At 58.9% G+C, this 22,527-nt stretch carries 24 protein-coding genes and 2 tRNA genes; 13 read left to right on the forward strand and 13 right to left on the reverse strand.

Features of this window, described 5'->3' with window-relative positions; genetic code table 11:
* The first annotated feature begins 65 nt into the window (after positions 1-65).
* The 3 genes from miaB to aroA all read left to right on the forward strand — a co-directional run bounded on the left by miaB (position 66) and on the right by aroA (position 3,334).
* Positions 66-1,457 carry a tRNA (N6-isopentenyl adenosine(37)-C2)-methylthiotransferase MiaB gene (gene miaB / locus HB393_RS13950; protein ID WP_213805800.1) on the forward strand — a complete coding sequence of 464 codons (1,392 nt, stop codon included), beginning with the start codon at positions 66-68 and terminating at the stop codon, positions 1,455-1,457.
* A gap of 44 nt (positions 1,458-1,501) precedes the next feature.
* Positions 1,502-1,975: a bifunctional nuclease family protein gene (locus HB393_RS13955; RefSeq protein ID WP_255551104.1), complete on the forward strand. Its 474-nt coding sequence runs from the start codon at positions 1,502-1,504 to the stop codon at positions 1,973-1,975.
* Between the two features lie 69 nt (positions 1,976-2,044).
* Positions 2,045-3,334 carry a 3-phosphoshikimate 1-carboxyvinyltransferase gene (aroA, locus tag HB393_RS13960; protein ID WP_213805802.1) on the forward strand — a complete coding sequence of 430 codons (1,290 nt, stop codon included), beginning with the start codon at positions 2,045-2,047 and terminating at the stop codon, positions 3,332-3,334.
* Positions 3,335-3,352: 18 nt separating this feature from the next.
* Here aroA and HB393_RS13965 read toward each other — a convergent pair whose 3' ends face one another.
* The 3 genes from HB393_RS13965 to HB393_RS13975 all read right to left on the reverse strand — a co-directional run bounded on the left by HB393_RS13965 (position 3,353) and on the right by HB393_RS13975 (position 5,645).
* Positions 3,353-3,760 (reverse strand): cupin domain-containing protein, encoded by a 408-nt coding sequence (locus HB393_RS13965; RefSeq protein WP_213805803.1) that lies wholly within the window; start codon positions 3,758-3,760, stop codon positions 3,353-3,355.
* A 440-nt stretch (positions 3,761-4,200) separates the two neighbouring features.
* Complete coding sequence (locus tag HB393_RS13970; protein WP_213805804.1) at positions 4,201-5,082, reverse strand: anti-sigma factor; 882 nt, start codon at positions 5,080-5,082, stop codon at positions 4,201-4,203.
* Entirely contained in the window at positions 5,079-5,645 is a 567-nt protein-coding gene (locus HB393_RS13975; protein WP_213805805.1) for a sigma-70 family RNA polymerase sigma factor, read from the reverse strand. The genes HB393_RS13970 and HB393_RS13975 overlap by 4 nt, the downstream gene beginning before the upstream one ends.
* Positions 5,646-5,844: 199 nt before the next feature.
* On the opposite strand from HB393_RS13975, the gene HB393_RS13980 reads away from it, so the two are divergent.
* Both HB393_RS13980 and HB393_RS13985 read left to right on the forward strand, forming a co-directional pair.
* Complete coding sequence (locus HB393_RS13980) at positions 5,845-6,627, forward strand: TlyA family RNA methyltransferase (RefSeq protein WP_213805806.1); 783 nt, start codon at positions 5,845-5,847, stop codon at positions 6,625-6,627.
* 6 nt (positions 6,628-6,633) lie between these two features.
* Positions 6,634-7,500 carry an NAD(+)/NADH kinase gene (locus HB393_RS13985; RefSeq protein ID WP_213805807.1) on the forward strand — a complete coding sequence of 289 codons (867 nt, stop codon included), beginning with the start codon at positions 6,634-6,636 and terminating at the stop codon, positions 7,498-7,500.
* 32 nt (positions 7,501-7,532) lie between these two features.
* On the opposite strand, the gene HB393_RS13990 is transcribed toward HB393_RS13985, so the two are convergent.
* The 7 genes from HB393_RS13990 to HB393_RS14020 all read right to left on the reverse strand — a co-directional run bounded on the left by HB393_RS13990 (position 7,533) and on the right by HB393_RS14020 (position 13,034).
* Complete coding sequence (locus HB393_RS13990; protein ID WP_213805808.1) at positions 7,533-8,294, reverse strand: ABC transporter ATP-binding protein; 762 nt, start codon at positions 8,292-8,294, stop codon at positions 7,533-7,535.
* Between the two features lie 51 nt (positions 8,295-8,345).
* A complete protein-coding gene (locus HB393_RS13995) occupies positions 8,346-9,488 on the reverse strand; it encodes an FtsX-like permease family protein (protein ID WP_213805809.1) in 1,143 nt (380 codons plus the stop codon).
* Positions 9,485-10,795, reverse strand: a complete 1,311-nt coding sequence (locus HB393_RS14000) for an ABC transporter permease (RefSeq protein ID WP_213805810.1) — start codon at positions 10,793-10,795, stop codon at positions 9,485-9,487. The genes HB393_RS13995 and HB393_RS14000 overlap by 4 nt, the downstream gene beginning before the upstream one ends.
* Before the next feature lie 152 nt (positions 10,796-10,947).
* Entirely contained in the window at positions 10,948-12,216 is a 1,269-nt protein-coding gene (locus HB393_RS14005; protein ID WP_213805811.1) for a Fe-S-containing protein, read from the reverse strand.
* 238 nt (positions 12,217-12,454) lie between these two features.
* A tRNA-Arg gene (locus HB393_RS14010) sits at positions 12,455-12,531 on the reverse strand.
* An 83-nt stretch (positions 12,532-12,614) separates the two neighbouring features.
* Positions 12,615-12,691 (reverse strand) — tRNA-Arg (locus tag HB393_RS14015).
* Between the two features lie 64 nt (positions 12,692-12,755).
* Positions 12,756-13,034 carry a hypothetical protein gene (locus tag HB393_RS14020; RefSeq protein ID WP_213805812.1) on the reverse strand — a complete coding sequence of 93 codons (279 nt, stop codon included), beginning with the start codon at positions 13,032-13,034 and terminating at the stop codon, positions 12,756-12,758.
* A 61-nt stretch (positions 13,035-13,095) separates the two neighbouring features.
* Between HB393_RS14020 and HB393_RS14025 the strand changes: the two genes are divergently transcribed.
* Positions 13,096-13,698, forward strand: a complete 603-nt coding sequence (locus HB393_RS14025; RefSeq protein ID WP_213805813.1) for an HAD family phosphatase — start codon at positions 13,096-13,098, stop codon at positions 13,696-13,698.
* On the opposite strand, the gene HB393_RS14030 is transcribed toward HB393_RS14025, so the two are convergent.
* Positions 13,695-14,177: a redoxin domain-containing protein gene (locus HB393_RS14030; RefSeq protein WP_213805814.1), complete on the reverse strand. Its 483-nt coding sequence runs from the start codon at positions 14,175-14,177 to the stop codon at positions 13,695-13,697. The genes HB393_RS14025 and HB393_RS14030 overlap by 4 nt on opposite strands.
* Positions 14,178-14,207: 30 nt before the next feature.
* Here HB393_RS14030 and HB393_RS14035 point away from each other — a divergent pair, with 30 nt between their 5' ends.
* From HB393_RS14035 to folE, 4 genes are all read left to right on the forward strand, one after another.
* Positions 14,208-15,311 carry a glycosyltransferase family 2 protein gene (locus tag HB393_RS14035; RefSeq protein WP_345945199.1) on the forward strand — a complete coding sequence of 368 codons (1,104 nt, stop codon included), beginning with the start codon at positions 14,208-14,210 and terminating at the stop codon, positions 15,309-15,311.
* Between the two features lie 122 nt (positions 15,312-15,433).
* On the forward strand, positions 15,434-15,844 hold the full coding sequence (locus HB393_RS14040; RefSeq protein ID WP_213805815.1) for a 6-carboxytetrahydropterin synthase: 411 nt from the start codon (positions 15,434-15,436) through the stop codon (positions 15,842-15,844).
* The gene (locus tag HB393_RS14045; RefSeq protein WP_213805816.1) at positions 15,844-16,275 is read left to right on the forward strand and encodes a 6-carboxytetrahydropterin synthase; all 432 of its coding nucleotides are present in this window, start codon (positions 15,844-15,846) and stop codon (positions 16,273-16,275) included. Before HB393_RS14040 ends, HB393_RS14045 begins: the two co-directional genes overlap by 1 nt.
* 14 nt (positions 16,276-16,289) lie before the next feature.
* Entirely contained in the window at positions 16,290-16,889 is a 600-nt protein-coding gene (folE, locus tag HB393_RS14050; RefSeq protein ID WP_213805817.1) for a GTP cyclohydrolase I FolE, read from the forward strand.
* 596 nt (positions 16,890-17,485) lie between these two features.
* Here the strand turns inward: folE and HB393_RS14055 are convergent.
* Positions 17,486-18,295, reverse strand: a complete 810-nt coding sequence (locus tag HB393_RS14055; RefSeq protein ID WP_213805818.1) for a methyltransferase domain-containing protein — start codon at positions 18,293-18,295, stop codon at positions 17,486-17,488.
* A 434-nt stretch (positions 18,296-18,729) separates the two neighbouring features.
* On the opposite strand from HB393_RS14055, the gene HB393_RS14060 reads away from it, so the two are divergent.
* The 3 genes from HB393_RS14060 to truB all read left to right on the forward strand — a co-directional run bounded on the left by HB393_RS14060 (position 18,730) and on the right by truB (position 21,574).
* Entirely contained in the window at positions 18,730-19,281 is a 552-nt protein-coding gene (locus HB393_RS14060; protein WP_213805819.1) for a YceI family protein, read from the forward strand.
* 162 nt (positions 19,282-19,443) lie between these two features.
* Entirely contained in the window at positions 19,444-20,403 is a 960-nt protein-coding gene (locus tag HB393_RS14065) for an alpha/beta hydrolase (protein ID WP_213805820.1), read from the forward strand.
* 289 nt (positions 20,404-20,692) lie between these two features.
* Positions 20,693-21,574, forward strand: a complete 882-nt coding sequence (truB, locus tag HB393_RS14070) for a tRNA pseudouridine(55) synthase TruB (protein ID WP_213805821.1) — start codon at positions 20,693-20,695, stop codon at positions 21,572-21,574.
* A gap of 117 nt (positions 21,575-21,691) precedes the next feature.
* On the opposite strand, the gene HB393_RS14075 is transcribed toward truB, so the two are convergent.
* A complete protein-coding gene (locus HB393_RS14075) occupies positions 21,692-22,456 on the reverse strand; it encodes an arylesterase (RefSeq protein WP_213805822.1) in 765 nt (254 codons plus the stop codon).
* Positions 22,457-22,527 lie beyond the last annotated feature (71 nt).

Below are 22,527 nucleotides of genomic sequence, written 5' to 3' on the forward strand. Positions count from 1 at the left end.
GATGAGGCATTGATCGGCTAGATGATATCTGGGGTTAGCCGGTTTTCAGCAGATATACTTACAGTGTGAGCAAAACTTTTTATATCGAGACCTTTGGCTGCCAGATGAATGCCCACGACTCCGAAAAAGTGATCGGGACGTTGGAACGGCAGGGGTACGCGCGGGTGCAGGATGAGGTGGATGCGGGTCTGATTCTCTATAACACCTGCTCGATTCGGGATAAGGCCGAGCAGAAGGTCTTCCATCGCCTCAATGAATACAAAAAGATGCAGGGCGAGGGAAAGCGATTCGCCGTGATCGGGTGCGTGGCGCAGCAGGAGGGAGAGAAGATCTTCGAGCGGGCTCCTTATGTTTCGTTGGTGGCCGGATCAGCCTCGTACCGGAATCTGCCGGAGATGCTGGCGAGGCTAGAGGCCGGAGAGACGCGGATTACGGGTCTGGACGACCGGCAGACGGACGAGACCTTCGAGACGGAGTTTACAGCCCGGTCCAATCCGCATCGCGGCTACATCACGATTATTGAAGGATGCGATAAGTTCTGTGCCTACTGCGTTGTGCCTTATACGCGCGGCAAAGAGCGGAGCCGGACGGCCGCTTCTGTGCTGGTTGAGGCGCGGAAGATGGTGGACGAGGGCTTCACGGAGATCCAGTTTTTGGGACAAAATGTGAACTCATATCGCGATCCTTCGGGACGGATGTCGTTCGCGGAGTTGTTAGTGGCTGTGGGTGAGTTGCCAGGGATCCGGCGGGTACGGTTTACGACTTCGCATCCGCGGCATTTCACCAGGGATATCGTGGAGGCAATCGACGCTACGCCAACTCTTTGTGACCATATCCATCTGCCGGTGCAGTCTGGTTCGAGCGCGGTGCTGAAGGCGATGGCGCGGGAGTACACGCGGGATTGGTACCTGGAGCGAATGAGCTGGATCAAGGCGGCGAAGCGGGATATCAGCATTACAAGCGATATGATCGTTGGCTTCCCGGGCGAGACCGATGAGGACTTTGAGCAGACAATTACGCTGCTCGACGAGGTGAAGTATGACGCCGTGTTTGCCTTCAAGTTCTCGCCGCGGCCGAATACGCCTGCGGTGACGATGGCGGACAGCATTCCGGACGAAGTGAAGACGGAGCGGCTGCGGATCTTGATGGATCGTCAGCGGGAGATCCAGCGCGAGCACTATGGAAGGCATCTAAACGAGCTGCAGGAGTGCATGGTGGAGAGTCATAACTTGGTGCGGAACCAGGTTGTGGGTCGCAGCTCGCAGAATAAGACCGTGAACTTCACGACCGCGGTTCTGGATGTGTTGCCTCCAGTGGGCAGTTATCTGCCGGTGAGGATTACACAGACGCTGCCGAATTGCCTGGTTGGTGAGGCTGTTGCAGCGGGACCTGACGTCTCGGATGGCATGTTTTTCATTCCCACAGTTCGCAAACCGCAGTTTGTGGTGTTGAATTAGGTATGGTTGAGGCAGCTAAAGTTCGTGGTTCCGAAGAAGTCGAGATGCAGATTCGCGGATTGATGATGGATCCGGTGACGAATATGCCGATCGTCGTACTGAAGGATGTAGACAGCGACGTTGTATTGCCTATCTGGGTCGGAATCTTCGAGGCAAATGCGATTGCGCTGGAGTTGGAGAAGACGGCAACTCCAAGGCCGATGACGCACGATCTGCTGCAGAATCTTGCGCGTGGATTGAATGCGCAGGTGCAGAAGGTTGTGGTCTCGGAGTTGCGTGACGAGACCTTCTTCGCAGTGATCTGGATGGATCATGCGGGAGAGACTGTTGCGATCGATGCTCGGCCTTCGGATGCGATTGCGCTGGCTTTGCGATGGGATTGTCCGATCTATGTGAACCGAACTGTGTTGGAGCAGTCGAAGCAACCGTCTACGGGAGCACAGACGGTGAATGCAGACGAGATGCGACGCTGGCTCGAGAACCTGAACGATGATGAGATGGGTCGCTACAAGATGTAGTGGAGCTTTTGCCTTTCATTCCTGTGAATGTTTTTTGGGAATGGCTGCTGTCGCCTAAAATAGAGTTCAATGTCTATTCAAGTCGTTCGTCCTGCTCTCAATTTTCAAGGTTCTGTTGCACTTCCTGGTGACAAGTCCATCTCTCACCGTTACGCGATGCTCGCTGGCCTTGCCGAGGGGACTACGCGGCTTTCGAACTTTTCCACCGGGGCGGACCCCCATTCTTCACTGGATTGTATGGCTGCGCTCGGGGCTGCGGTCGTTCGTAAGGAGGATGGGACGATTGAGGTTACTGGGACAGCGGGCGAGTTCGTCCAGCCAGCGGGAGCGCTGGATTGTGGCAACTCCGGCTCGACGATGCGGATGCTCGCGGGGTTGATCGCTCCGCATCCACATACGTTTACCATGATCGGCGACCACTCGCTGACGCTGCGGCCTATGGAGCGAATCCGCAAACCGTTAGAGAAGATGGGCGTGCGAATGGATCTGGTGGATGGACATGCTCCGATTACCATCCACGGAGGGCCGTTGAAGGCCATCGACTTCGATACTCCTATTCCTTCGGCGCAGGTGAAGACTGCGGTGTTGTTCGCCGGGCTGCAGGCGGAGGGAACTACGTCGCTCTCAGAGTCGGTGCGGACTCGGGACCATTCAGAGCATGCGTTGCGGGCGTTTGGCGCTACGCTGCTGCGGACTGGCGAGAGGCTCAGTATTCCGGGTGGGCAGAAGCTGAAGGCTATTGATGCCACGGTTCCTGGCGATCTTTCGTCCGCGGCTTTCTTCCTTTGCGCTGCGTTGTTGTTTCCGGAGTCGAATCTGATTCTGGATTCGATTGGGATGAACCCGACCCGGGCTTCGTTGCTGGATGTGATTACGGCGCTGGGCGGACGGATCAAGGTGCTGAACGTCGAGGAGCAACATGGGGAGCTGATCGGGACGATTCAGGTGAACACCACTCCGGGCGGCTTCAACGGGACGACGATCAGCGGGGCGCTCTCGGCGCAGTTGATCGATGAGTTGCCGGTGCTGGCGGCGATTGCTCCCTATACGCGGGATGGAATTACCATCCGCGATGCCAAGGAGCTGCGGATCAAGGAGTCCGACCGGATCGCGCTGGTGGCTCAGAACCTTCGCGCGATGGGCGCGGAACTGACCGAGCACGAGGACGGGCTGACGATTCCGGGCGGGCAGCAGTTGCATGGGGCGCAGATCGACTCGGGTTCGGACCACCGGATTACGATGGCGTTTGCCATCGCCGCGCTGCGGGCGACCGGGGAGACCGAGATCCACGGCGCGGAGGCTGCGGGGATCTCGTTTCCGGAGTTCTTTACGCTGCTCGATACCCTCAGCCAGCGTTAGGCCCGGCTGCTGTCTCGGTTATGCTGGAGTGGCTAAATATTCTTCGTCGGTGACTTGCTGGCTCCATACGGCGTCGGTGCCGGCCTCGTCGGCTTCCTGCAGGGCGAGGTGGGTCATGGTGTGGTTCGGCGATGCGCCGTGCCAGTGGAGCTCATTGGGCAGGATGGAGACGGTGTCGCCGGGACGGATGATCTGGACGGGTTGACCCTGGAGCTGGATCAGGCCGGTTCCGGCGAGGACGTGGAGGGTCTGGCCGACGGGATGCGTGTGCCAGGCGGTGCGTGCTCCTGGGGTGAAGGAGACGCGGAAGGCCTTGAGACGCGAGGGCGGCTGGTTGACGATGACTTCGTCTAGCCAGACGGAGCCGGTGAAATACTCCGGGTTACCTGGACGGGTGGGGCGGTCTTCGGGCTTCAGTATCTTCATCTCTACCTTTCGGGGCCTCCCCCCGGGTTTATTGCATAAATTATTCATTCGGGATGGCTAGCTCTGGACTCTCCGAGGGCAATCCCGAGGTTTATAGGAGCCAGATAACACCAATATATCCGTCGGAGGGGGCCACCGTCGCTGGCCGCCAGCGGGGCCAACGTGCCTGATGTCAAGCGCCTCGGATGCCACGTTGCGGGCGTCATCCATCCAGATCGCAACCCAACTAAGATACTTTGCATGGATGCCGGATACGTCCGCTACCAGGCGCGGGCCACGACTCGAAAGCAAAACTACCCGCAAAACCTGAAAATACGGCGTCAGGAAACATCTTAGCCCCACTATTAGACTGCGGAGAATATGGCCCCCGCATTGTGGCTGCGGGAGGGCGAAATCCCACCCTTCGCGAGAGACAAAGGCGCGAAGGCTGGCACCCCTCCCTAGGAGGAGGTGCCAGCCATGATGATCGGCATAGTCGGCGTAGTAGCTCCGCCCTCGTCCTCGACCGTCACCCCAAAGGCCTTGGCCTCAACCCCCTTGGGCAGAGTAGGCAGCAGGACACTGCCGTTGCCCTTGGCATCCGGGTGGAAGGTGCCCGCCGGAATCGGATCACGTCCATCGGCCGGAATCAGCCAGAGCTCGTAGATCTTGTAGGGCAGCAGCGGCTCCATGTTGCTGGCGAGGAAGACCAGCGATCCCTTGTCCGCGACATAGGTGATCCGACCCTGTGGCACAGGCGGAGCCTTCGGCTTCTGCAGCGTCACCCGCATGGCCGTGGCATCGTTCATGGTGTCCAGCAACTGCCGTGCCTCTGCGGCGTCGGCGGTCAGCCGTACCAGTTGTCCATGCTCGCTGGCCACGGTAGTGCGCAAAGCTTCGCGCTCCTGGTAGAGCCTGCCAGCCGCGACAGCGAGTCCTGCGGCGACGGCCCAGCCAACCCAGGGAAGCGCCCTGCGGACGAAGCTCCGCCGTGGTAGCTCGTCCTCATCGAAGTAGCTGGAGCCGCTATCGCCTCTCTGCGGCTGCTCACTGCGGAAGGGCGACTCAGGCTCAGGGATCGCCGGAGCAGGACGCGAGATGGGAACGATCTTCTTCTCGCGTGCAACCTGCTTCAGCAGGCGCTCGCGGGCCAGCGCCGGAGGCGAGTGGAGGTCGACGGTATGGGCATAGATCGCAAGATCCCCCTGGACTGCGGCAAGCTCTCGGCTACACTCCGCGCAATCCTCCAGATGGTGCGTAATGGCAGCAACCTCCTCCGCGGATAGAAGCTGCATGGCATACAGGGCAAGATCGTCTTGTTCGAAGTGTTTGTTCGCGTTCATGCCTTGAATGCCTTTCTCAGCGTCGTCAGCGCGCTGCGTATTCTGGTCTTGACTGTGCCTAGTGGGTCTCCGGTCATCTCCGCGATCTCGGTGTGGGTCAGACCGTCGAAGAAGGCCATCTCGAGCGTCTTGCGCTGCTCGGTCGGCAGCAGGTGAATGACACCTCGAGCCTTCTCCATCATATGGTTCCGCTCCGCCTCATCCGCGAGATTGTAAGGCGAGGCGAGGGACATCTCGTTCACCTGCTCGGTCGGTCGCTTGCGCCGCAGCGTATCGATGGAGCGGTTCCGCGAGACGACAGCCAGCCAGCCGCCCAGCGTGCCACGGGTCGCAATAAAACTGTCTGGATTGCGCCAGATCTGCATGAAGATCTCCTGGAGCACATCCTCAGCCGCGGAGGGATCGCGCAGGACACGCAGTGCAACGGAGTACACAACCTTCGAGTAACGGTCGAACAACAAGGCCATCGCGGCCTCATCGCCCTTCTGGACCATCAAGAGCAGCCCGGCATCGTCTTGCGTCGATGGCGGTACAAGATGCCCTGCTCCTGTCTCTCTATACATAAAACGCTTCCCAACTCGTATTAGATTGCCGACCGATCAAAGATTTACTCCCGCAGGCAATCGCACTCGAAAGAATGAACTGAATAACTCTATGATGCAGCAAAACGCCGGTCGAAGAGCACATCGTCCCCGTACTTAGTACGGTACCAGTCCGCATGTAAGCTGGGAATGGAACCGCTCGCGAGGCAAAGCGCAACTCATGAAGATTCGTCTGGACAAAATGCTCGTCGATCAAGGCCACGCAGCCTCACGCGAACGAGCGCAAGCGCTCATCCTCGCGGGCCGCGTGCTGGTCGAAGAGCAGCGCATCGACAAGCCTGGAACTCCCATAGCAGAAGGCGCTGCAATTCGCCTCCTCGGCTCCGACCTGAAGTATGTCAGTCGCGGCGGTCTCAAGCTGGAGCAGGCTCTGAAGCACTGGAACATCGACCTGACCGGTTTGAGCTGCATCGACATAGGAGCTTCCACAGGAGGCTTCACCGACTGCATGCTCCAAAGCGGCGCAGAGTCAGTCTTAGCCGTCGACACAGGTTACGGCCAGATCGCCCAGAAGCTGAGAGACGATCCGCGCGTCTCCCTCCGCGAGCGAACCAACGCGCGTCTCCTCTCTCCAGGCGAACTGCTGGTCGAAGGCGCATCAGTGCCAGCGTTCCTGTCCATGGACGTCTCCTTCATCTCGGCGACGCTGGTGCTTCCGGCAGTCCTCGGAGCGCTCACGCAGGACGACGAAGCATGGCAAGGCGAAGCAGTCATCCTGGTGAAGCCGCAGTTCGAGGCAGGACGATTGCACGTCGGCAAAGGAGGAATTGTCCGTGATCCCGACGCGCGCCAGATGGCGATCGAGCGCGTGCGAACCTGCGTCGTAGAGCAGGGAGGTCGATCGATCGACCTGATCGACTCCCCGATTCGCGGCATGGAAGGCAATCACGAGTACCTGCTTCACGCCCGGTTTGGGTCGGCTGGCGTGGAGCCGTTACACTAGACCTCGATGTCATCCACCCTTTTAGCCGCCATCATCTCGAAGCCCCAGAAGCCGGAACTCGCCGGGATTCTGCGCGACCTTGTCTCATGGCTCGAGTCCCACGGATACAAATACGTCCTCGATCCCGAAAGCGCAGTCTACTTAGGCTCCTCCAAGCCAGTACCGCGCCCCGAACTGCCGCAATATCAACCGAATCTGGTGATCGTGCTGGGAGGAGACGGCACCTTGCTGGCTGCGGCACGCGCCTTTGCAAGGACAACAACGCCGATTCTTTCGGTCAATCTCGGATCGCTCGGTTTCCTGACCGAGATTCCGCTCTCCGACCTGTACTCGACCCTGCAAGCCTGGTGCGACAACTGCGCCGAGGTCGAGCTCCGCAGAATGATGCACGCTGAGCTGCACCGCGATGGCCAGTTGTTCCAGCAGTGGGATGCGCTGAACGACGTCGTAGTCGCGAAGGGAGCAATCGCCCGCATGGCAGACTTCAGGGTTGAGATCGACCAGCAGTTCGTCGCTACCTTTCGCGCCGACGGCATCATCGTCTCCACGCCAACCGGTTCTACAGCCTACAACCTGGCTGCGGCAGGACCGATCGTAATGCCGAGCGTGAATGCGATGGTGGTAACGCCGATCTGTCCCCACCTGCTGACGATCCGGCCTATTGTGGTTCCTGGAGACTCCACCATAAGCATTGATGTAGAAGGAGTTCCGAACGAGACCTATCTGACCGTGGATGGACAGGAAGCGGTCTCGCTGCGGGTCGCCGACAAGATTACCTGTTGCCGCTCGGACTACAGCGTCAGTCTGTTGCGGCTACATCCGAACGGGCTATTCAACGTGCTGCGGTCGAAGCTGAAGTGGGGAGAGCGGTAAGACCTGTCGTAGTGGGCTACGAGCCGTGGGTATTAGCGTCGCAAGGTGACGATGGGACCGCCGACTGGATGGCAGAAGACCTTTCCGTGGCTGAGGGCGATGCGGCGCTGGGCTAATGTGGCCATTTCAGGATCGTGGGTGACCATGACGACGGTGTGCCCGTTGCGGTGCAGGTCCTTGAGGAGATCGGCGACGATGGCCTGATTGGCGGCGTCGAGGTTGCCGGTGGGCTCGTCGGCGAGCAGGATGGGTGGGTTGTTGATGAGAGCACGGGCGATGCAGACGCGCTGCTGCTCGCCGCCGGAGAGCTCGCTGGGGAGGTGTCCGGTGCGGTGGCCGAGGCCGACGCGATCCAGGGCGGCTTTGGCTTCCTTCTCGTCGGTCATGGAGTGGAAGTACTGGGCGAGCATCACGTTCTCGACGGCGGAGAGGTAGGGGATGAGGTGGAACTGCTGGAAGATGAATCCGATCTTCTCTGCTCGGAAGCGGTCGAGCTCGGTAGAGGACATGGATGCGACGTCGACGTTGTCTATCTTGAGCTCGCCGCGGGTGGGACGGTCGAGGCAGCCGAGCATGTTGACCAAGGTGCTCTTGCCGGAGCCGGAGGGGCCGGTGATGGCGACCCATTCGCCAGCGACGATGGAGAAGGTGGCGTCCTCGAGGGCGCGTACTACATCGCCGCGGCCAGCGTACTCGCGGCAGACGCCTTCGAGGGAGATGACGGCGCAGTCCGGCCGGGTGGTATTGGCGGGCCAGTCGGACTTGATCTCTGCCACTACTTTCGCTTCGGACATACGGTTCTCAATTCGATTCTATTGGTTCTGACGGCTGGCGGGAGGATTCTCTTACTCTCCTTTGAGCAAGGCCGCGGGTTGGAGGCCGCGAAGCACACGAGCGGGGAAGAAGGCCGCGAGGAGTGCGATTGCAAGGTTGAGAAGCAGCACCAGAGGCATCACCGAGAGACGCGGCAGCGTGGCGGTGTGGAAGTTGATCTCGCTGATGGCGAAGGCCGCTGCGGAGCCTATGACGAAGCCGACGAAGACCCCGGCGAGCGCGAGGATGAGAGCTTCGAAGAGGAAGATGCTCATGAGATGGATCTGGGTTCCGCCAAGAGCTTTCATGAGGGCGAAGTCGCGGCGCCGTTCGAGGACGCTGGCGGAGAGGGTAGCGAGGACGGAGACGCCGACGGTAAGGGCGATCAGAAGAAGCGCCGCGTACATGAGGGCGTGGGTGCGATCGACGATGCGCGACTCGCCTTCGACCAACTGACGTACCGGTTGCACCTGAACTCCGGGCAAGGCCTGCTTGAGTTGAGCGAGGGCAGTGTCGATCGCAGCAGTACCGCCGGAGATCTGGACCTCGATGACGCTGGGCGTGACGCCGGTCCATGCGGTGAAGGCTTCGAGCGGCATGTAGATGCGGCTGTCTTCGTCGCCTCCGGTCTTGAGGCGTCCGGTGCCGTTGAGTGTTACGGATTTGCTGGCGAAGGTGAGTTTTACGGAGTGTTCGTCGCCAATGAAGTTGGCTGCGCGTTGGCCTAAGAGGGCTGGCGACGGTTGGCCGGAAGGGTCAGGCCAGTTGGAGACCTGCCACCAGCTATTGAGACGGCGGACGGCGGCGAAGTCGGTTCCGGAGACGACGACAGAGGTTCCGGTATCGGTGGTGGCGACGGCGTAGGCGAAGGGTGCGGTGAGGGCAGCCGGGCCTGCTGCCTGCTGGACCTTTGAGAGAGTATCTGGAGGCAGGACGGCGTTGGCTGTGGCGGTGACGACGATGTTGGCGCCGAAGCTGCGGAACTCTTTGTGGAGCTTGTTGTCGAGATCGGCGTAGAGGGTGAGGAGCGCCGTTGCGACGCCTGCGGAGACGGTGAGGGCTACGAGGGCGGATATGGAGCGGGCGCGACGATGAACCAGGGAGCGGCGCAGAATGCGGACGAGGCTGAGCTTGCTTGCCGGGTGGTACTGGCCGGGTGTTGAGGGCTCGCTCATGCGTTGGCTCGCAGGACGGACGAAGGGTCCATTTTGAGGGCGCTGCGGATGGAAGGAGTAGACCCGGCGATGGCGACGATGAGGGCGGTGGCTACAACGACCGGTAAGAGGACAGGGATGAAGATGGAGGTCGCGGGGAGGGTCGATACGGCAATGGCGGGAACTCCGGAGCCGGCGAAGATGTGGGCTCCGAGCCACGCGGCGAGGCCGGAGCCAAAGAGATAGCCCAGGACTCCGGCGAAGAGGGCGAGGAGACCGGACTCGGCGTAGAAGAGCAGGGCGATGGAGGCTTTGCTGGCTCCAAGAGAACGCATGAGGCCGATCTCGCCGCGACGCTCCAGGATGGCGGTGGCCATGGCGGCAGAGACGGCGAAGCTGGCTGCGAGAAGTGCGGCTATCGAGATGAGCCACATGAGGCCGGAGATTCGGGCGAGGACGGTGCCTTCGGTCTGTTCGACCTTGCGGATCTGTTCGGCGGCTGCTCCGGGGATGACTTCGCGGATCTGGTAGGAGATGGAGTTGGCGTAGGGACGACAGTACCAGATCTCGCGCTGCTTGGGGGAGAGGGTGTCGGGGTCTGTGCGGGCGAAGGAGTCTTCGGGTTTGGTGCGGGCGGAGACTTCGACACGGGAGACTGCGTCGGGGGTGTTGTTGAGGAATTGGGCCGTGGCGAGGGGGAGGAGGAGCTTCTCGTCGTTCTCGTCGCCGGTGGAGACGGTGCCGGTGATGTGAAGGTTCTGCGTGTTTGCCGCGATGACGGGGAGGTTATCTCCGGTGCGGAGGTTGAGCCGGTTGGATAAGCTGCTGCCGATGACGGCCTCTTCTTTGGAGGTGGGCCATGAACCGTTGAGCTTCCATGAAGGGTGTAGCTCGCTTGCGCCGGTTGTGATAGTCGCGGCGCCGCTGCCGAGGGGGTGATGGAACCACAGGCCTACAGCAGAGATGGGGGTGGTGCCGTCTGGGAAGACGTGCTTGAGTTGCAGCGGCAGCTCAGGTGAGATGCCGTTGATGTTGTTTGCCCAGAAGATCGTTTTGAGCTTGGAGAGGTCGGACTCTTTAAGGTAGGCGTTGCCGGTGGCGGGTTTGATGTCTACTCCACCTACTTTTACGGCGAGTTGTTCGGCCTTGGGGTAGACGACGATGTTTGCGCCGTAGACGGCTAGTTCTTTATGGATGCGATCGCCGATTGTGGTCGCGAGGGCGAGCATGGCGGTGACGGCGGTAGTGCCGAATAGGATGGCGATGCCTGCCAGGAGTTTGCGGCGGCGTTGTCTTACGAAGGATTCCCAGAGGAGGCGGAGGAACATCAGGCGGCCTTCCAGTGGAATCGGAGGTGATGTGCGGAGGACGGTTCGCTGATGCGAATGCTCACTTTAGCGCGATGAAGCTGCGCGAAGGGGGGACACTCGGCTTTGGTGGCGAAGAATGATGACATTACGTTTTCATCTACTTGTCGCGTCTACTTTTCGAAGACTGCTGCGAGGGTGCGGAGGTCGGCGGCGGCGATGGTGATCTGACCGTTGGTGTTCGTGGATTTGAGGGGGATAGGGTTGCAGCCGCCGGGTTGACCCATGGAGCCTGCGTTGAGGGGTGAGGCGCACATCTTGCAGGTGATGCCCTGGGAGCCGATGTAGAAGCCTACCGGGCCGCAGATGCTGCAGGCGTCGGCGACGGTGACGATGTTGCCGTCGGGCTTGCGGAAGAGGAGGAAGCGGACCTCGGTTTGGCCGCCCTTGCCGTCGTCGACGCGGACGCCGTAGCGGTGGAGCTTGTCGTCGTTGACGTCTGCGGTGGGGACTGCGACCTGGCTGCCGACGAGGGTGACGGTGGTGGTCGGGCTGAGGGCGGTGGTGCTTTTGGCGTAGATGAACTCGGCGGTGGAGAGAAAGATGAAGAGGAAGCTGGCGGAGGCGACGGCCGTCATCCACATCTTCTCGCGCCGCTGCGACCACTCGAACTTACGCTTCTCCGCTGGTGTGGCGGTCTCGGAGAGCCGGGCCGGGATGCGCCCCTTGTACTCCAGAAGCATCATGAGGCCGGCGAGGGCGAGCATCGTGATGAAGAAGAAGAGATCGTTGCGGACGATGGGGCCGATGAGGCGCATCTCGGCGGCGCTGGAGGGCAGGACGCCGTTCTCGGAGAGCTCGTGCAGGCCGCTTACAAGAAGCTGGAAGGTGACGAAGTAGAGGATGACGGTGGTGACGCGGAAGAAGCGTTGCAGATTGATCTTCACGCTGCCGCGGATGAAGAGCACGCCGAAGACGATGGAGACGGCGACGCCGAGGAGAGTACCGGTGAAGCTGAGGAGCTCGGTCGAGTTGAGGGAGACGGCGGAGAGGATGAGAACGGTCTCGACACCTTCGCGGAGGACCAGGAGGAAGACGAAGAAGAAGAGGCCGGTGCGGGAGGTGTTGCCGATGAGGCTGGCGACTTTGCCCTCGATCTGGCCCTTGAGGGTGCGGGCGGTCTTGTGCATGAACCAGATCATGCTAACGACGAAGGCGGCGGCGGCGAGCATCACCCAGCCCTCGAAGATGTCTGGATTGAAGTTGAGATGGGAGATCAGCACCGCGACCGCAACGCTGGCGGCAATGGCCGCGCCCAGCGCCCAGAAGACGGTTCGCTTGAGCTCCTGCCGGCCTATCTTGCTGAGATAAGCGAAGATAATTCCAACGATGAGAGACGCTTCGACGCCTTCGCGAAGCGTGATGATAAAGGCCTGCAACATAGAGAAGCTAACTCATTCCTGGCGGGGTTCTAGGCTCGTGCCGGCTAAGTCTGCGGGTCGAACTGAACCCTAGGACGTCTGATCTCACAGGAGTTGGAACAACCTGCATTTCCAATATCAGTCTAATGCGGACTAAATTGGTCGTCAATCAGAGATGGCACATCGAGTGCGTCTCCGCCGCGCGGAACGGAGCAGAAAGATTAGAGGAATTTTGAAATTTAGATCAAGTTGGAGGGGATGGTGCGCCCGGAAGGAGTCGAACCTCCGACCTACTGGTTCGTAGCCAGTTGCTCTATCCAGCTGAGCTACGGGCGCACGTTGCGTTGCTGCAACTTTCCAAGAATAACGGAGTTTGCGGGTTAGAGCAACCGCGAAGAGTGTGGATTGTGCGAGATAAATGGTGCGCCCGGAAGGATTCGAACCTCCGACCCTTTGGTTCGAAGCCAAATGCTCTATCCAGCTGAGCTACGGGCGCGTAGGACCTATCTGTGACGTTAACTAAAAAAACGACCGCTGGCAATGGGTGCTGTGATTTCAGGCTAGGTGGCGGCTGGGGGGATCGGGTCAGGAGTGGGTGCCGGCGGAGGTGGGGTGAACATGGGAAGGGCTTCGACGATATCCAGGCCGGCGCGGCGGAGGAGCTGGTGGATGACCGGTTCGGTGAGGCGGGTGGCATCGTACTCGATGCGGACGGTGTGGGCGGTCTCGTTGAGTTCCAGTTTGCGGACGCCGTAGACCTCGCGAAGTCTTGCGATGGCGAGTGTTGCAGGTTCCGTTGGGGGAGCGCCGTAACGGTAGAGAACGTCAAGCTGAGTCATGGGTTGATGATAGCAGTGGCTGGATCGGCTATCCAGAGGTGAGAGTTCGTAGAATGGTGAGATGACCACAGATTTGGTTGAGGGAAGTTTCTCAGGGCTGATCTTCGATTGCGATGGAACTTTGGTGGATACGGCTCCGTTGCACTATTACGCGCTACAGGTGGGGCTGAAGCCGCATGGGTTGGCGATGGAGAGTGGGTGGTATTTCGATCGGGTGGGGCTGACTCCGAAGGATTTGTTGGACGAGTTTGAGGCGCTGGTTGGCCCGGTGGAGCGGGAGAAGGTGCTCGCTGGCTATACCGTGGCGTTTCAGGAGGGTTTGTCGCGTCTGCAGGAGGTGCAGGTGATTGCGACGATTGCCCGCGAGTGGAAGGGCAGGGTGCCGATGATGGTGGCCTCGAATGGGCAGAGGGGGAACGTGGAGGGGACGCTGCGGGCGACGGGTTTGCTGGGGCTGTTCGATGGGCTGGTGGCGGCGGAGGATGTGAAGCGGGGGAAGCCGGCTCCGGATGTGTTTCTGGAGGCGGCGAGACGGATGGGAGTGGCTCCGGAGCGGTGCGTGGTCTTCGAGGACTCGGACGAGGGGCTGGAGGCGGCTCGGCTGGCGGGGATGGACGGTCGGGATATTCGGCTGGTATTTACTCCGGAGTGGAAGAGGCATTAGAGGCGGTTGAGGTAGTCGAGGATCTCGGGGCTGGTCCAGTTCTGGGCGGAGACGAACTTGCGCCGGAGGACTCCGTTGCGGTCGATGATGTAGGTCTCGGGGATCTGTGCGGTTCCGTACATAGTGTTGATTCGCGCGGTCGGGTCGCGGATGGTGAGCAGGTCGACGTGGTTCTTGGTGAGGAAGCGCTGGTAGATGTCGGGATCCTCGTCCATGCTGATGGCGACTACGGTGACTTGAGGGAGCTTGCGCTGCATCTCCAGGAGACTGGGAAGCTCTTCGATGCAGGGCGCACACCAGGTGGCCCAGAGATTCAGGACGACGATACGTCCGCGGAGCTTGCTTAAGTCGGCGCTTTTGGCGCCATCGCTGACGGTGAACTGCGGGGCGATGTTGCCGACGTGACCAGGATGGTTGCCGCGATCACAGCCGGTGACGAGAAGGGCGATACAGGCGAAAGTAGACAGCAGTCTGCGCACAAGTTGCTCCAGTTCCTATAATACGAAGTCGTGGCCACTTACGACGACGCAATCCTGACTGAGAATACGGCTTTGACGACTGAGACACGACCGCTGGAGCTGTCGGTGATCGTTCCGGCGCGGAATGAGGCGGCTGCTTTGCCGGGAATGCTGGCATCGGTTCTGGCGCAGTCCGAACCGGGATTTGAGCTGGGTAAGCAGTGGGAGTTGATCGTGATCAACGACGACTCGGTGGATGCTACGCGGGATATCGCCGAGGAGGCTGCTGCGGGCCGTGAAGGCGTTACGGTGATGGATGCTCCGGCGCTGGATCTTACCGATCGCGGCGGGTTTACCGGGAAGAACAACGCCTGCTGGGCTGGAGCGCAGGCGGCTCAAGGGCGATGGCTGCTGTTTACCGATGCCGATACGGTGCACGAACCGGGCGGGATTTCGCGGGCGATTCGGGAGGCGGAGAGGCATCATGCGCTGCTGCTGTCGTACTCGCCGCGGCAGATCGTGACGGGGTTCTGGCAGCGTGCGGTGATGCCGATGGTGTTCTCGGAGTTGGCGAGTGTGTATCCGATGAAGCAGGTGAACGATCCGAGCCTGAGGATTGCGGCGGCGAACGGGCAGTTCCTGATGGTCGAGCGTGATGCTTACTTCTCGGTTGGAGGACATCGCGCTCTCGGACGATCGGTGCTGGAGGACGTTGCGCTGGCGCATGCGATCAAGCGCGGGCCGAGGGTGATTCGGTTTCGGTACGCTCCGGATGCGCTTTCGACGCGGATGTATCGGACGACTGAGGCGATGATTGAGGGCTGGACGAAGAATATGGCGTTGCTGTTTCCTTCGCCGGTGGCTTTGGCTCTTTGGCGCGTCTTGGACCTACTGCTGTTCTTCGGTCTTCCGGTGCTGGCTTTTACGGTTCCTCCCAAGATTCCTTACCAGGGGATTGTGTTCCTGCTGCTTTGGGTTCGGACTGGTTTCCGGTTTTATAACAGGGTGATGCGATCGAACTTCCCTGTGGTTGATGTGGCGGTTTCGATTCTGGGGATTCCGTTGTTTGTCTTTCTGCTGATACGGAGCGTTGTGCATCATAGGATCAACAAATCGGTCACCTGGAAGGGGCGAAGTTACAAGAGTGTCAGTTAGTTGCAGGTGCGAGTTGAATCTGAGGTTGCTTTCCGTCGTCTAATGGAAGGGAAGCAAGAGCACGAGACTACGACAAGAACTAAAGACAAGAGTAAAAGATCTTGTTGGAAAGCTTTTTTTATATGATCTTCCTGACCCGCAAAGCCGAGTTTTCTTCCGCACACTTCTACTGGAACGACCAATGGTCTCCAGAGGAGAACGAGCGCGTGTTTGGCAAGTGCGCGAACCGCAATGGCCATGGGCATAACTACACGCTCGAAGTGACGGTGTCGGGCGAGGTCGATCCGACTTCGGGCTTTGTCGTCGACCTGAAGGAGCTGAAGGACATCGTGGAGCGCGAGGTGGTGAGCGTTTATGACCATCGCCATCTGAATCTCGAGGTGCCGGAGTTCAAGACCGCGATTCCGACGACGGAGAATATTGCCATCGCCATATGGAAGCGGTTGGAGGGCAAGATTCCCGGAGCCGCGCTGCACAGGATACGGGTTTACGAGATGCCCGACCTGTTTGCGGACTACTATGGTGAGCGCTGATGCCTAAGGCATATCTATCCCGGCGATATCACTTCAGCGCCTCGCATCGGCTGCACAGCGAGGCGTATGGCGAAGACCAGAACCGCACTGTGTTCGGCAAGTGCAACAACCCGCATGGTCATGGACATAACTACATCGTCCAGGTCACGGTGAGCGGTCCGGTCAATCCGGTGACTGGAATGGTCTGCAATCTGGGGGATCTGGATGCGTTTGCGAAGACGCATCTGCTGGAGCGATTCGACCAGACGAATCTGAATACCCTGGATTGCTTTCAGGGCACTGTCTCGACGACAGAGAATCTGTCCCTCGAGATCCACCGCATCTTTGCAGCGTTTTCTGCCGCTCATCTGGAGCGGGTGCATATTGAGGAGACGAGCAACAACTCCTTCGACTACGCCGGCGACGAGACGGTTGCTGCCGGTAGGATTTAGAAAGGTTCATAACCATGGCAAGCCCGTTAGCGACGATCGAACCGACAACATTGGAGGGTGTTTCCACCCAGGAGCTGTACCGGGAGCTGCTAGTCCGGATCGGCGAGGACCCTAACCGCGATGGGCTGTTGCGCACGCCGGAGCGGATGGAGAAGTCGATGGCGTTCCTGACGCGGGGTTACACGATGAACGTCACGGAGGTGCTGCACAATGCACTGTTCGATGTGGACTATGACGAGATGGTGATCGTGAAGGACATCGAGTTTTATTCGATGTGTGAGCATCATCTGCTGCCGTTCTTTGGGAAGGCGCATGTGGCGTATGTGCCGAACGGCAAGGTGATCGGCTTGAGCAAGATTCCGCGGCTGGTGGATGTGTTCTCGCGGCGGCTTCAGGTGCAGGAGCGGCTGACCCGGCAGATCTGCGATGCGATTACGGAGGCGATCCAGCCTCAGGGCGTGGCCGTGATTCTGGAGGGACAGCACCTTTGCATGATGATGCGCGGGGTGGAGAAGCAGCACTCGGATACCGTTACGTCGGCGATGGTAGGGGTGTTCAAGACCCAGATGCAGACCCGGAATGAGTTCCTCTCCCTGGTGCGGCGGCAGAGCTAGTTCTAATGCCGATACCGGCCCTTGGGCACCCCCTCCCCCTTGCCGGGGGCTAACCCGAGTGGAATCAATTGGTTGGAGAGGGTAGGCCTCGACAAAATATTGATTCCAGGCTGGTTGCGTCCAAAAAGGTGAGCCAGCTAGGGTTAGTGCTACCCGAGCCTGTCTTAGGCGTAGGTGGAATTTTTCAAATACTTTCCATTGAGCTGTTGGCTCTAAGCCAATTGCTTTATTTCTTCTACTTCTATTTTAGAGAATTGACCAAAACTAACGTGCCACTTTTATCTTCTGTGTTTTGCTATGGTTAGGTGGTTTTGGGGCTTGACATGCGTTTTTGCTGGGAAAATGGGCGGACAACACTCTAACTTCAACTCTGGGCGGAGATAGCGCGAGAGTCGAAGCGAATTGTCTGGTCAGCGGTTTGTTGCTTTTTGCGTTGTCTATGAGGCCTCGGGTATCGCCTCGCACGTAGAGCACAGCCCTGCGAACTCCGAATGGAGTCACAGGCGAGCCGTGCTGCTTCTGCGGTGCGCACGGCGCTACCGAAAACAAGGTCGAGCCAGATTAGATGAAGGCAGGATTGCTCTCGACTGTCAGCATTATGCTGAACGCGTTAGCGATGCTGCCATAGCCGAATTCAGGCGAGAGTTAGAGATTTTTGGCCCAGTCCTTGTTAGCTTCTCGATTGCGAAGATTAATGACTTCGGCAGAAAAGGCAACAACGCTCCTGTCTTTGCGTGACCCTTTGTAAGTGAGTTTCCAAAGAGGATGAGATGTTCGAGCTTTAGATCAGCTTTCTTTGCCCATACTTCTAGCTCATCGGCATAGGGTAAGAAGATATGTCCATCGGAATTTGGCCCGAATTGTACGGATTCGTAGATTGAAGGGTCCGGGCAGTCTGAAAAACGCGGCAAGCCATTTCGAATGTATCCTCCATTCGGAGTGGTCAAGACAATGGTTCCGCCAGGTTTGAGTAATAGGGATAACTTTTTAAGGAACTGATCGGGGTGGGCGACATGTTCAATGATTTCGGCGGCGACTATGACATCAAAGTATCCGATCTCCTCGATCTGAAGATCGAATACATTGCCAGGGCGATAGTCTATTGAGCCGAACTCATATTTCTGACGGACATAGTCGACCAACTCGGCCCGCAGATCATTCCATACAACCTGATACCCCATTTCAGCTAAGGTCAGGGAAAAATTTCCCTGCGCGGCCGCAAGGTCCAAAACTCTAGCAGGCGCCGCTGCAGCTTTTTTGACAAGGTCGATTGTAATCTTGAAACGATTTTCATATCCGTAGGTATAGCCCAGATTAGAACGGCTCTGCCAAAACTCCAGCTCGTCGTAAAAGTGGCTGGTCTTCACTGATTCTGGCCAAGACGGATCAAACGAAACTCTTTTCACTTGCAGCTCCTTGTTGAGTTCGACGCGCAGCTTGTTAATTGAACTTTTATGGAGCCAGGTAGGCTCGAAGCATGGAACTGGATACTTATTGCGCAAGGGGTTGCTGTTCCGCTATGCCCCTAAAGTATCGTTACGAGCCTTCTATCTGTATACAGACGCTCTACCATTTCCGAGGAGAGACGAATAATAATCTTTCTATCAATCTATCGCAAATGGCACAAAATGATGATCGTACCAGTTGCCTTTGAACTGATGGGTATACAAGGAGTAGCTCTTCTCCGTAAATTTTTAGTAAGAAGAGTTTGGGAATCAATTCGGGATTTCCTGTCATCTAGTAACAATCAGCTTTCCGATCAGGAATTGTGCGGGAATTTCCAGAGACGATTCGTGTTATATAGGGATGCAGGTTTCCACACGTTAAGGGGTAATAAGACATGAGTACGAGCACCGCTCCCGTTGTCAGCACCTGGAACATCGACCCGGCTCATTCGGTCGTCGAGTTCAAGGTAAAACACATGATGATCTCTAACGTGAAGGGGAAGTTCACCGGCATCTCCGGCGTTCTGAGCCTGGACGAAAGCGATATAACGAAGTCCCATGGAACCGCAAGCGTTGAAGTTGCAACGATCAATACGAGCGATGAGCAGCGCGATACGCATGTGAAGAGTGCTGAGTTCTTCGATGTGGAGAAGTTCCCGACCATTTCGTTGAAGTCGACCAAGGTCACCCGCAAGTCGGAAGATACGCTGGTGGTGAATGCCGATCTGACAATTCGTGACATCACCAATAACGTCGAGTTTCTGGTGGAAGGACCGAGCGCTCCGGGTAAGGATCCGTGGGGGAACATCCGCATCGGATTGGAGGCGACGGCCAAGATCAGCCGCAAGGAGTTTGGGCTGGTGTGGAACGTCACTCTGGAGACCGGTGGAGTTCTGGTGAGCGATGAGGTTAGCCTCACTTTGGATGTTGAGCTGATCAAGGCGTAGTTTCCCGCTGCAAATGCAGTTGAAGCCGCAAAGAGGGTGGACAGGTGATCTGTCCACCCTCTTCTGTTCTCCGCTGATGTGGCGGATGTTTTTGGCTGGAATAAATTAATCGTTGAAGGGTTCTTTTCTCCGACTTCTATACCTTTACAAGCCGGAGGCATCATGGCTGGAATCGTACATCGTACTGTCGAGAGCAACGGGATTCGTATTCATATCGCTGAGCAGGGAGAGGGCCCGCTGGTTCTGCTCTGCCATGGCTTTCCTGAGAGCTGGTACTCGTGGCGTCATCAGTTGAAGGCGCTGGCGAAGGCTGGGTTTCGTGCGGTTGCGCCGGATATGCGGGGCTATGGGGGGACGGATCGGCCAGAGGCTGTCGAGAGCTACACGTTGATCCATCATGTAGGCGATATGGTTGGGCTGGTGCAGGCGCTGGGTGAATCTCAGGCGGTGATCGTTGGCCATGACTGGGGCGCGCCGGTGGCGTGGAATGCGGCTTTGATGCGGCCGGATCTGTTTCGCGGCGTTGTTGGGTTGAGTGTGCCGATACGGCCCCGATCTGCTGTGCGTCCGACGACCTTGATGCCGCGGCGGGAGGGCGCCATCTGGTATTCGCTGTACTTCCAAGAGTATGGGAGGGCCGACGCGGAGTTTGGACGGGATGTCCGGGAGTCCCTGTATACGTTGATGGGGTCTGGATTCGGGGAGACGTTGCCGGACGACAAACTCGTCATGGCTGACCCTGTGCGGGGACTCCTGGTTAATTTTCCCCGGCCCGCGGAGTTGCCGGCCTGGTTGAGCGATGAGGATTTGAACCAGTACACTGCTCAATTTAACAAGACCGGCTTTACGGGCGGGTTGAATTGGTACCGAAACATGGACAGGAATTGGGAGCTTCTGGCGCCGTGGGATGGGGCTAAGGTAAGGGTTCCGGGGCTTTATATCTGTGGCGACCGCGATGTTGTCGGGCGCTTTCTTGGATTTGATTCGGTAGTTGCGGGGTTGAAGGATCTTGTTCCGAATTTGCGAGGGAGCGTGCGGCTTCCGGATTGTGGGCACTGGACTCAGCAGGAGAAGCCGGATGAGGTGAATGCTGCTTTGATTCGGTTCTTGCGGGAGTTGTAGTGCGTGGTATTGGAATCCTTCGTGGAAGGATGGGGTGGGCGGAGTTTTGGGGCTGCGGCGGGTAAGTTCTACTTCCCACCCTTCGCGAGAGGCAAAGGCGCGAAGGATGGGGCACCCGGGCTTTGGTTCTTGGGAGAGGAGTGCGGTCGTGCTTCGCACGATACCCCACCCTATTTGCGATGAAGCTGCAAAAAGGGTGGGGCACCCGTTTTTGTGCTGCTTCGTGCTGATGTTGGGTGAGGATTTAGCACGGAAGCGTGGGGTTTGCAGAGCAAGTAATCTGGTGGGGATGAATGGTCTTTTGATTTTGGACAAACCTGCGGGGATAACCTCGCATGACGTGGTGTCGATTGTGCGCCGGGCAACAGGTGAGCGGGCGATTGGGCATCTGGGGACGCTGGATCCGATGGCGACCGGGGTGTTGCCGCTGTTGCTGGGGAAGTACACGCGGCTGACGCAGTTCTTCGGCAGGGCGGAGAAGAAGTACGAGGGGACGATTCAGTTCGGGTTTGCTACGGATAGCTTCGATGCGGATGGGGTGGCGGTGGGGGCGAGGGCCGCTTTGACGGTGGGGCTGGCTGAGCTGAGGGTGTTGGCGGCTCGGTTTCATGGGGAGATGGACCAGGTGCCGCCGATCTTTTCGGCGAAGAAGATCAATGGGGTTCCGGCGCATAAGCTGGCGCGGGCGGGGGTGGAGGTGCCGGTGAAGGCGGCGCGGATTCATCTGTTTGGGTTCGAGTTGCTGGATCTGAATGAGGAGACGGGCGAGGCAAGGTTCACGATGCATGTGTCGGCGGGTGGGTATGTGCGGTCGGTGGCGCATGAGTTGGGGCTGTTGGCGGGGTGTGGGGCGCATCTTTCGAGTCTGCGGAGGACGCAGGCGGGGCTGTTTACGCTGGAGCAGGCGGTGACGGTCGTGGAGCTGAAGGGGTTGGCGAATGCCGCGGAGATCGAGGCGTGGCTGCCGCATCCGAGGACGATTTTGCCGGAGATGCCGTCGGTGACGGTGGATGACCAGTTGGCAGGGCGGTTGAGGAATGGGATGCAGGTGAATCTGCCGGAGTTCTCGGAGGCTCCGCTGGTGAAGGTGTTTACTTCGCCTACGGAGATGATGGCGATTGCGAAGCGGGTGGCGGGGACTTTGATGCAGCCTATTGTGGTGCTGGGGTAAGGCGTAACGGTGATCTGGAGGATAAAAAGCTGATAAGAGCTGGATGGAGTGCGGGCGGTTTTTGGGGAAGGCTTAACACCGATTTCGCCGATTGCACCGATAAGGACGGGTACTGCGTTATTTTTTGATTAGGGGTTGGATGTAGGGGAGGATGTTTTGGGCTACTAGTTTGTTGCCTGCGGCGGTGGCGTGGGTGCGGTCGCGTTGCATCATGCCGGGGGTGCCGAAGACTCCCTGGAGGATGAAGGGGATTAGGGGGACGCGGTATTTTTTGGCGAGGAGGGAGTAGGTGGCGTCGAACTGCTGGATGTAGTCGGGGCCGTAGTCGGGGGGAAGGGTGATGCCGGCGAGGACGATTTTGGCGCCGCTTGCTTTGAGGGTGGAGACGATCTTGTCGAGGTTGACGCGGGAGTCGGAGATGGGCAGGCCGCGGAGGCCGTCGTTGCCACCGAACTCGACGATGATGACGGCGGGGTGGAGGGCGAGGATGGTGTCGAGGCGGCTGATGCCGTCCTTGGTGGTGTTGCCGCTGATGCCCTGGTTGACGACGCGGTAGTGGTAGCCCTGGGCGTCGAGGGAGGACTGGAGGTAGTCAGGGTAGGTCTGGCCGGCCTCGGTGCCGAAGCCGGCGGTGAGGCTGTCGCCGAAGCAGACGATGAGGGGGCGGGGATCGTTGGCGTTGGCGGTGGCGGAGGTGGCTGGCGCGGGTGCGGGGTCGGCGGGGGCGGGGGGTTCGGCTGCGGAGGGCTGGGGGGCTTCGGGGGCGGGGGCGCCGTTGCGGGAGTCCAGCTCGGAGGAGCGGGCGGAGCCCTTGTCGGTGCGGCATCCTGTGGGCGGGAGGCAGAGTGCGACTAGTATGAAGACAAAGCTAAGTTTGCGCATTTTGGGTAAAGGTACCAGTCGGTTACCGGAGCTTATGTCGTGTTTTGTCGCGACATGAACTCTTATGGCCG

It is taken from the genome of Granulicella sp. dw_53 (assembly GCF_018449545.1).
Classification (GTDB): domain Bacteria; phylum Acidobacteriota; class Terriglobia; order Terriglobales; family Acidobacteriaceae; genus Edaphobacter.

Coding starts and splice junctions, on each gene's coding strand:
- HB393_RS13955 (WP_255551104.1), top strand. CDS start 1,502: ATGCAGATTCGCGGATTGATGATGGATCCGGTGACGAATATGCCGATC.
- aroA (WP_213805802.1), top strand. CDS start 2,045: ATGTCTATTCAAGTCGTTCGTCCTGCTCTCAATTTTCAAGGTTCTGTT.
- HB393_RS13965 (WP_213805803.1), bottom strand. CDS start 3,760: ATGAAGATACTGAAGCCCGAAGACCGCCCCACCCGTCCAGGTAACCCG.
- HB393_RS13970 (WP_213805804.1), bottom strand. CDS start 5,082: ATGAACGCGAACAAACACTTCGAACAAGACGATCTTGCCCTGTATGCC.
- HB393_RS13975 (WP_213805805.1), bottom strand. CDS start 5,645: ATGTATAGAGAGACAGGAGCAGGGCATCTTGTACCGCCATCGACGCAA.
- HB393_RS13980 (WP_213805806.1), top strand. CDS start 5,845: ATGAAGATTCGTCTGGACAAAATGCTCGTCGATCAAGGCCACGCAGCC.
- HB393_RS13985 (WP_213805807.1), top strand. CDS start 6,634: ATGTCATCCACCCTTTTAGCCGCCATCATCTCGAAGCCCCAGAAGCCG.
- HB393_RS13990 (WP_213805808.1), bottom strand. CDS start 8,294: ATGTCCGAAGCGAAAGTAGTGGCAGAGATCAAGTCCGACTGGCCCGCC.
- HB393_RS13995 (WP_213805809.1), bottom strand. CDS start 9,488: ATGAGCGAGCCCTCAACACCCGGCCAGTACCACCCGGCAAGCAAGCTC.
- HB393_RS14000 (WP_213805810.1), bottom strand. CDS start 10,795: ATGTTCCTCCGCCTCCTCTGGGAATCCTTCGTAAGACAACGCCGCCGC.
- HB393_RS14005 (WP_213805811.1), bottom strand. CDS start 12,216: ATGTTGCAGGCCTTTATCATCACGCTTCGCGAAGGCGTCGAAGCGTCT.
- HB393_RS14020 (WP_213805812.1), bottom strand. CDS start 13,034: ATGACTCAGCTTGACGTTCTCTACCGTTACGGCGCTCCCCCAACGGAA.
- HB393_RS14025 (WP_213805813.1), top strand. CDS start 13,096: ATGACCACAGATTTGGTTGAGGGAAGTTTCTCAGGGCTGATCTTCGAT.
- HB393_RS14040 (WP_213805815.1), top strand. CDS start 15,434: ATGATCTTCCTGACCCGCAAAGCCGAGTTTTCTTCCGCACACTTCTAC.
- HB393_RS14045 (WP_213805816.1), top strand. CDS start 15,844: ATGCCTAAGGCATATCTATCCCGGCGATATCACTTCAGCGCCTCGCAT.
- folE (WP_213805817.1), top strand. CDS start 16,290: ATGGCAAGCCCGTTAGCGACGATCGAACCGACAACATTGGAGGGTGTT.
- HB393_RS14060 (WP_213805819.1), top strand. CDS start 18,730: ATGAGTACGAGCACCGCTCCCGTTGTCAGCACCTGGAACATCGACCCG.
- HB393_RS14065 (WP_213805820.1), top strand. CDS start 19,444: ATGGCTGGAATCGTACATCGTACTGTCGAGAGCAACGGGATTCGTATT.
- truB (WP_213805821.1), top strand. CDS start 20,693: ATGAATGGTCTTTTGATTTTGGACAAACCTGCGGGGATAACCTCGCAT.
- HB393_RS14075 (WP_213805822.1), bottom strand. CDS start 22,456: ATGCGCAAACTTAGCTTTGTCTTCATACTAGTCGCACTCTGCCTCCCG.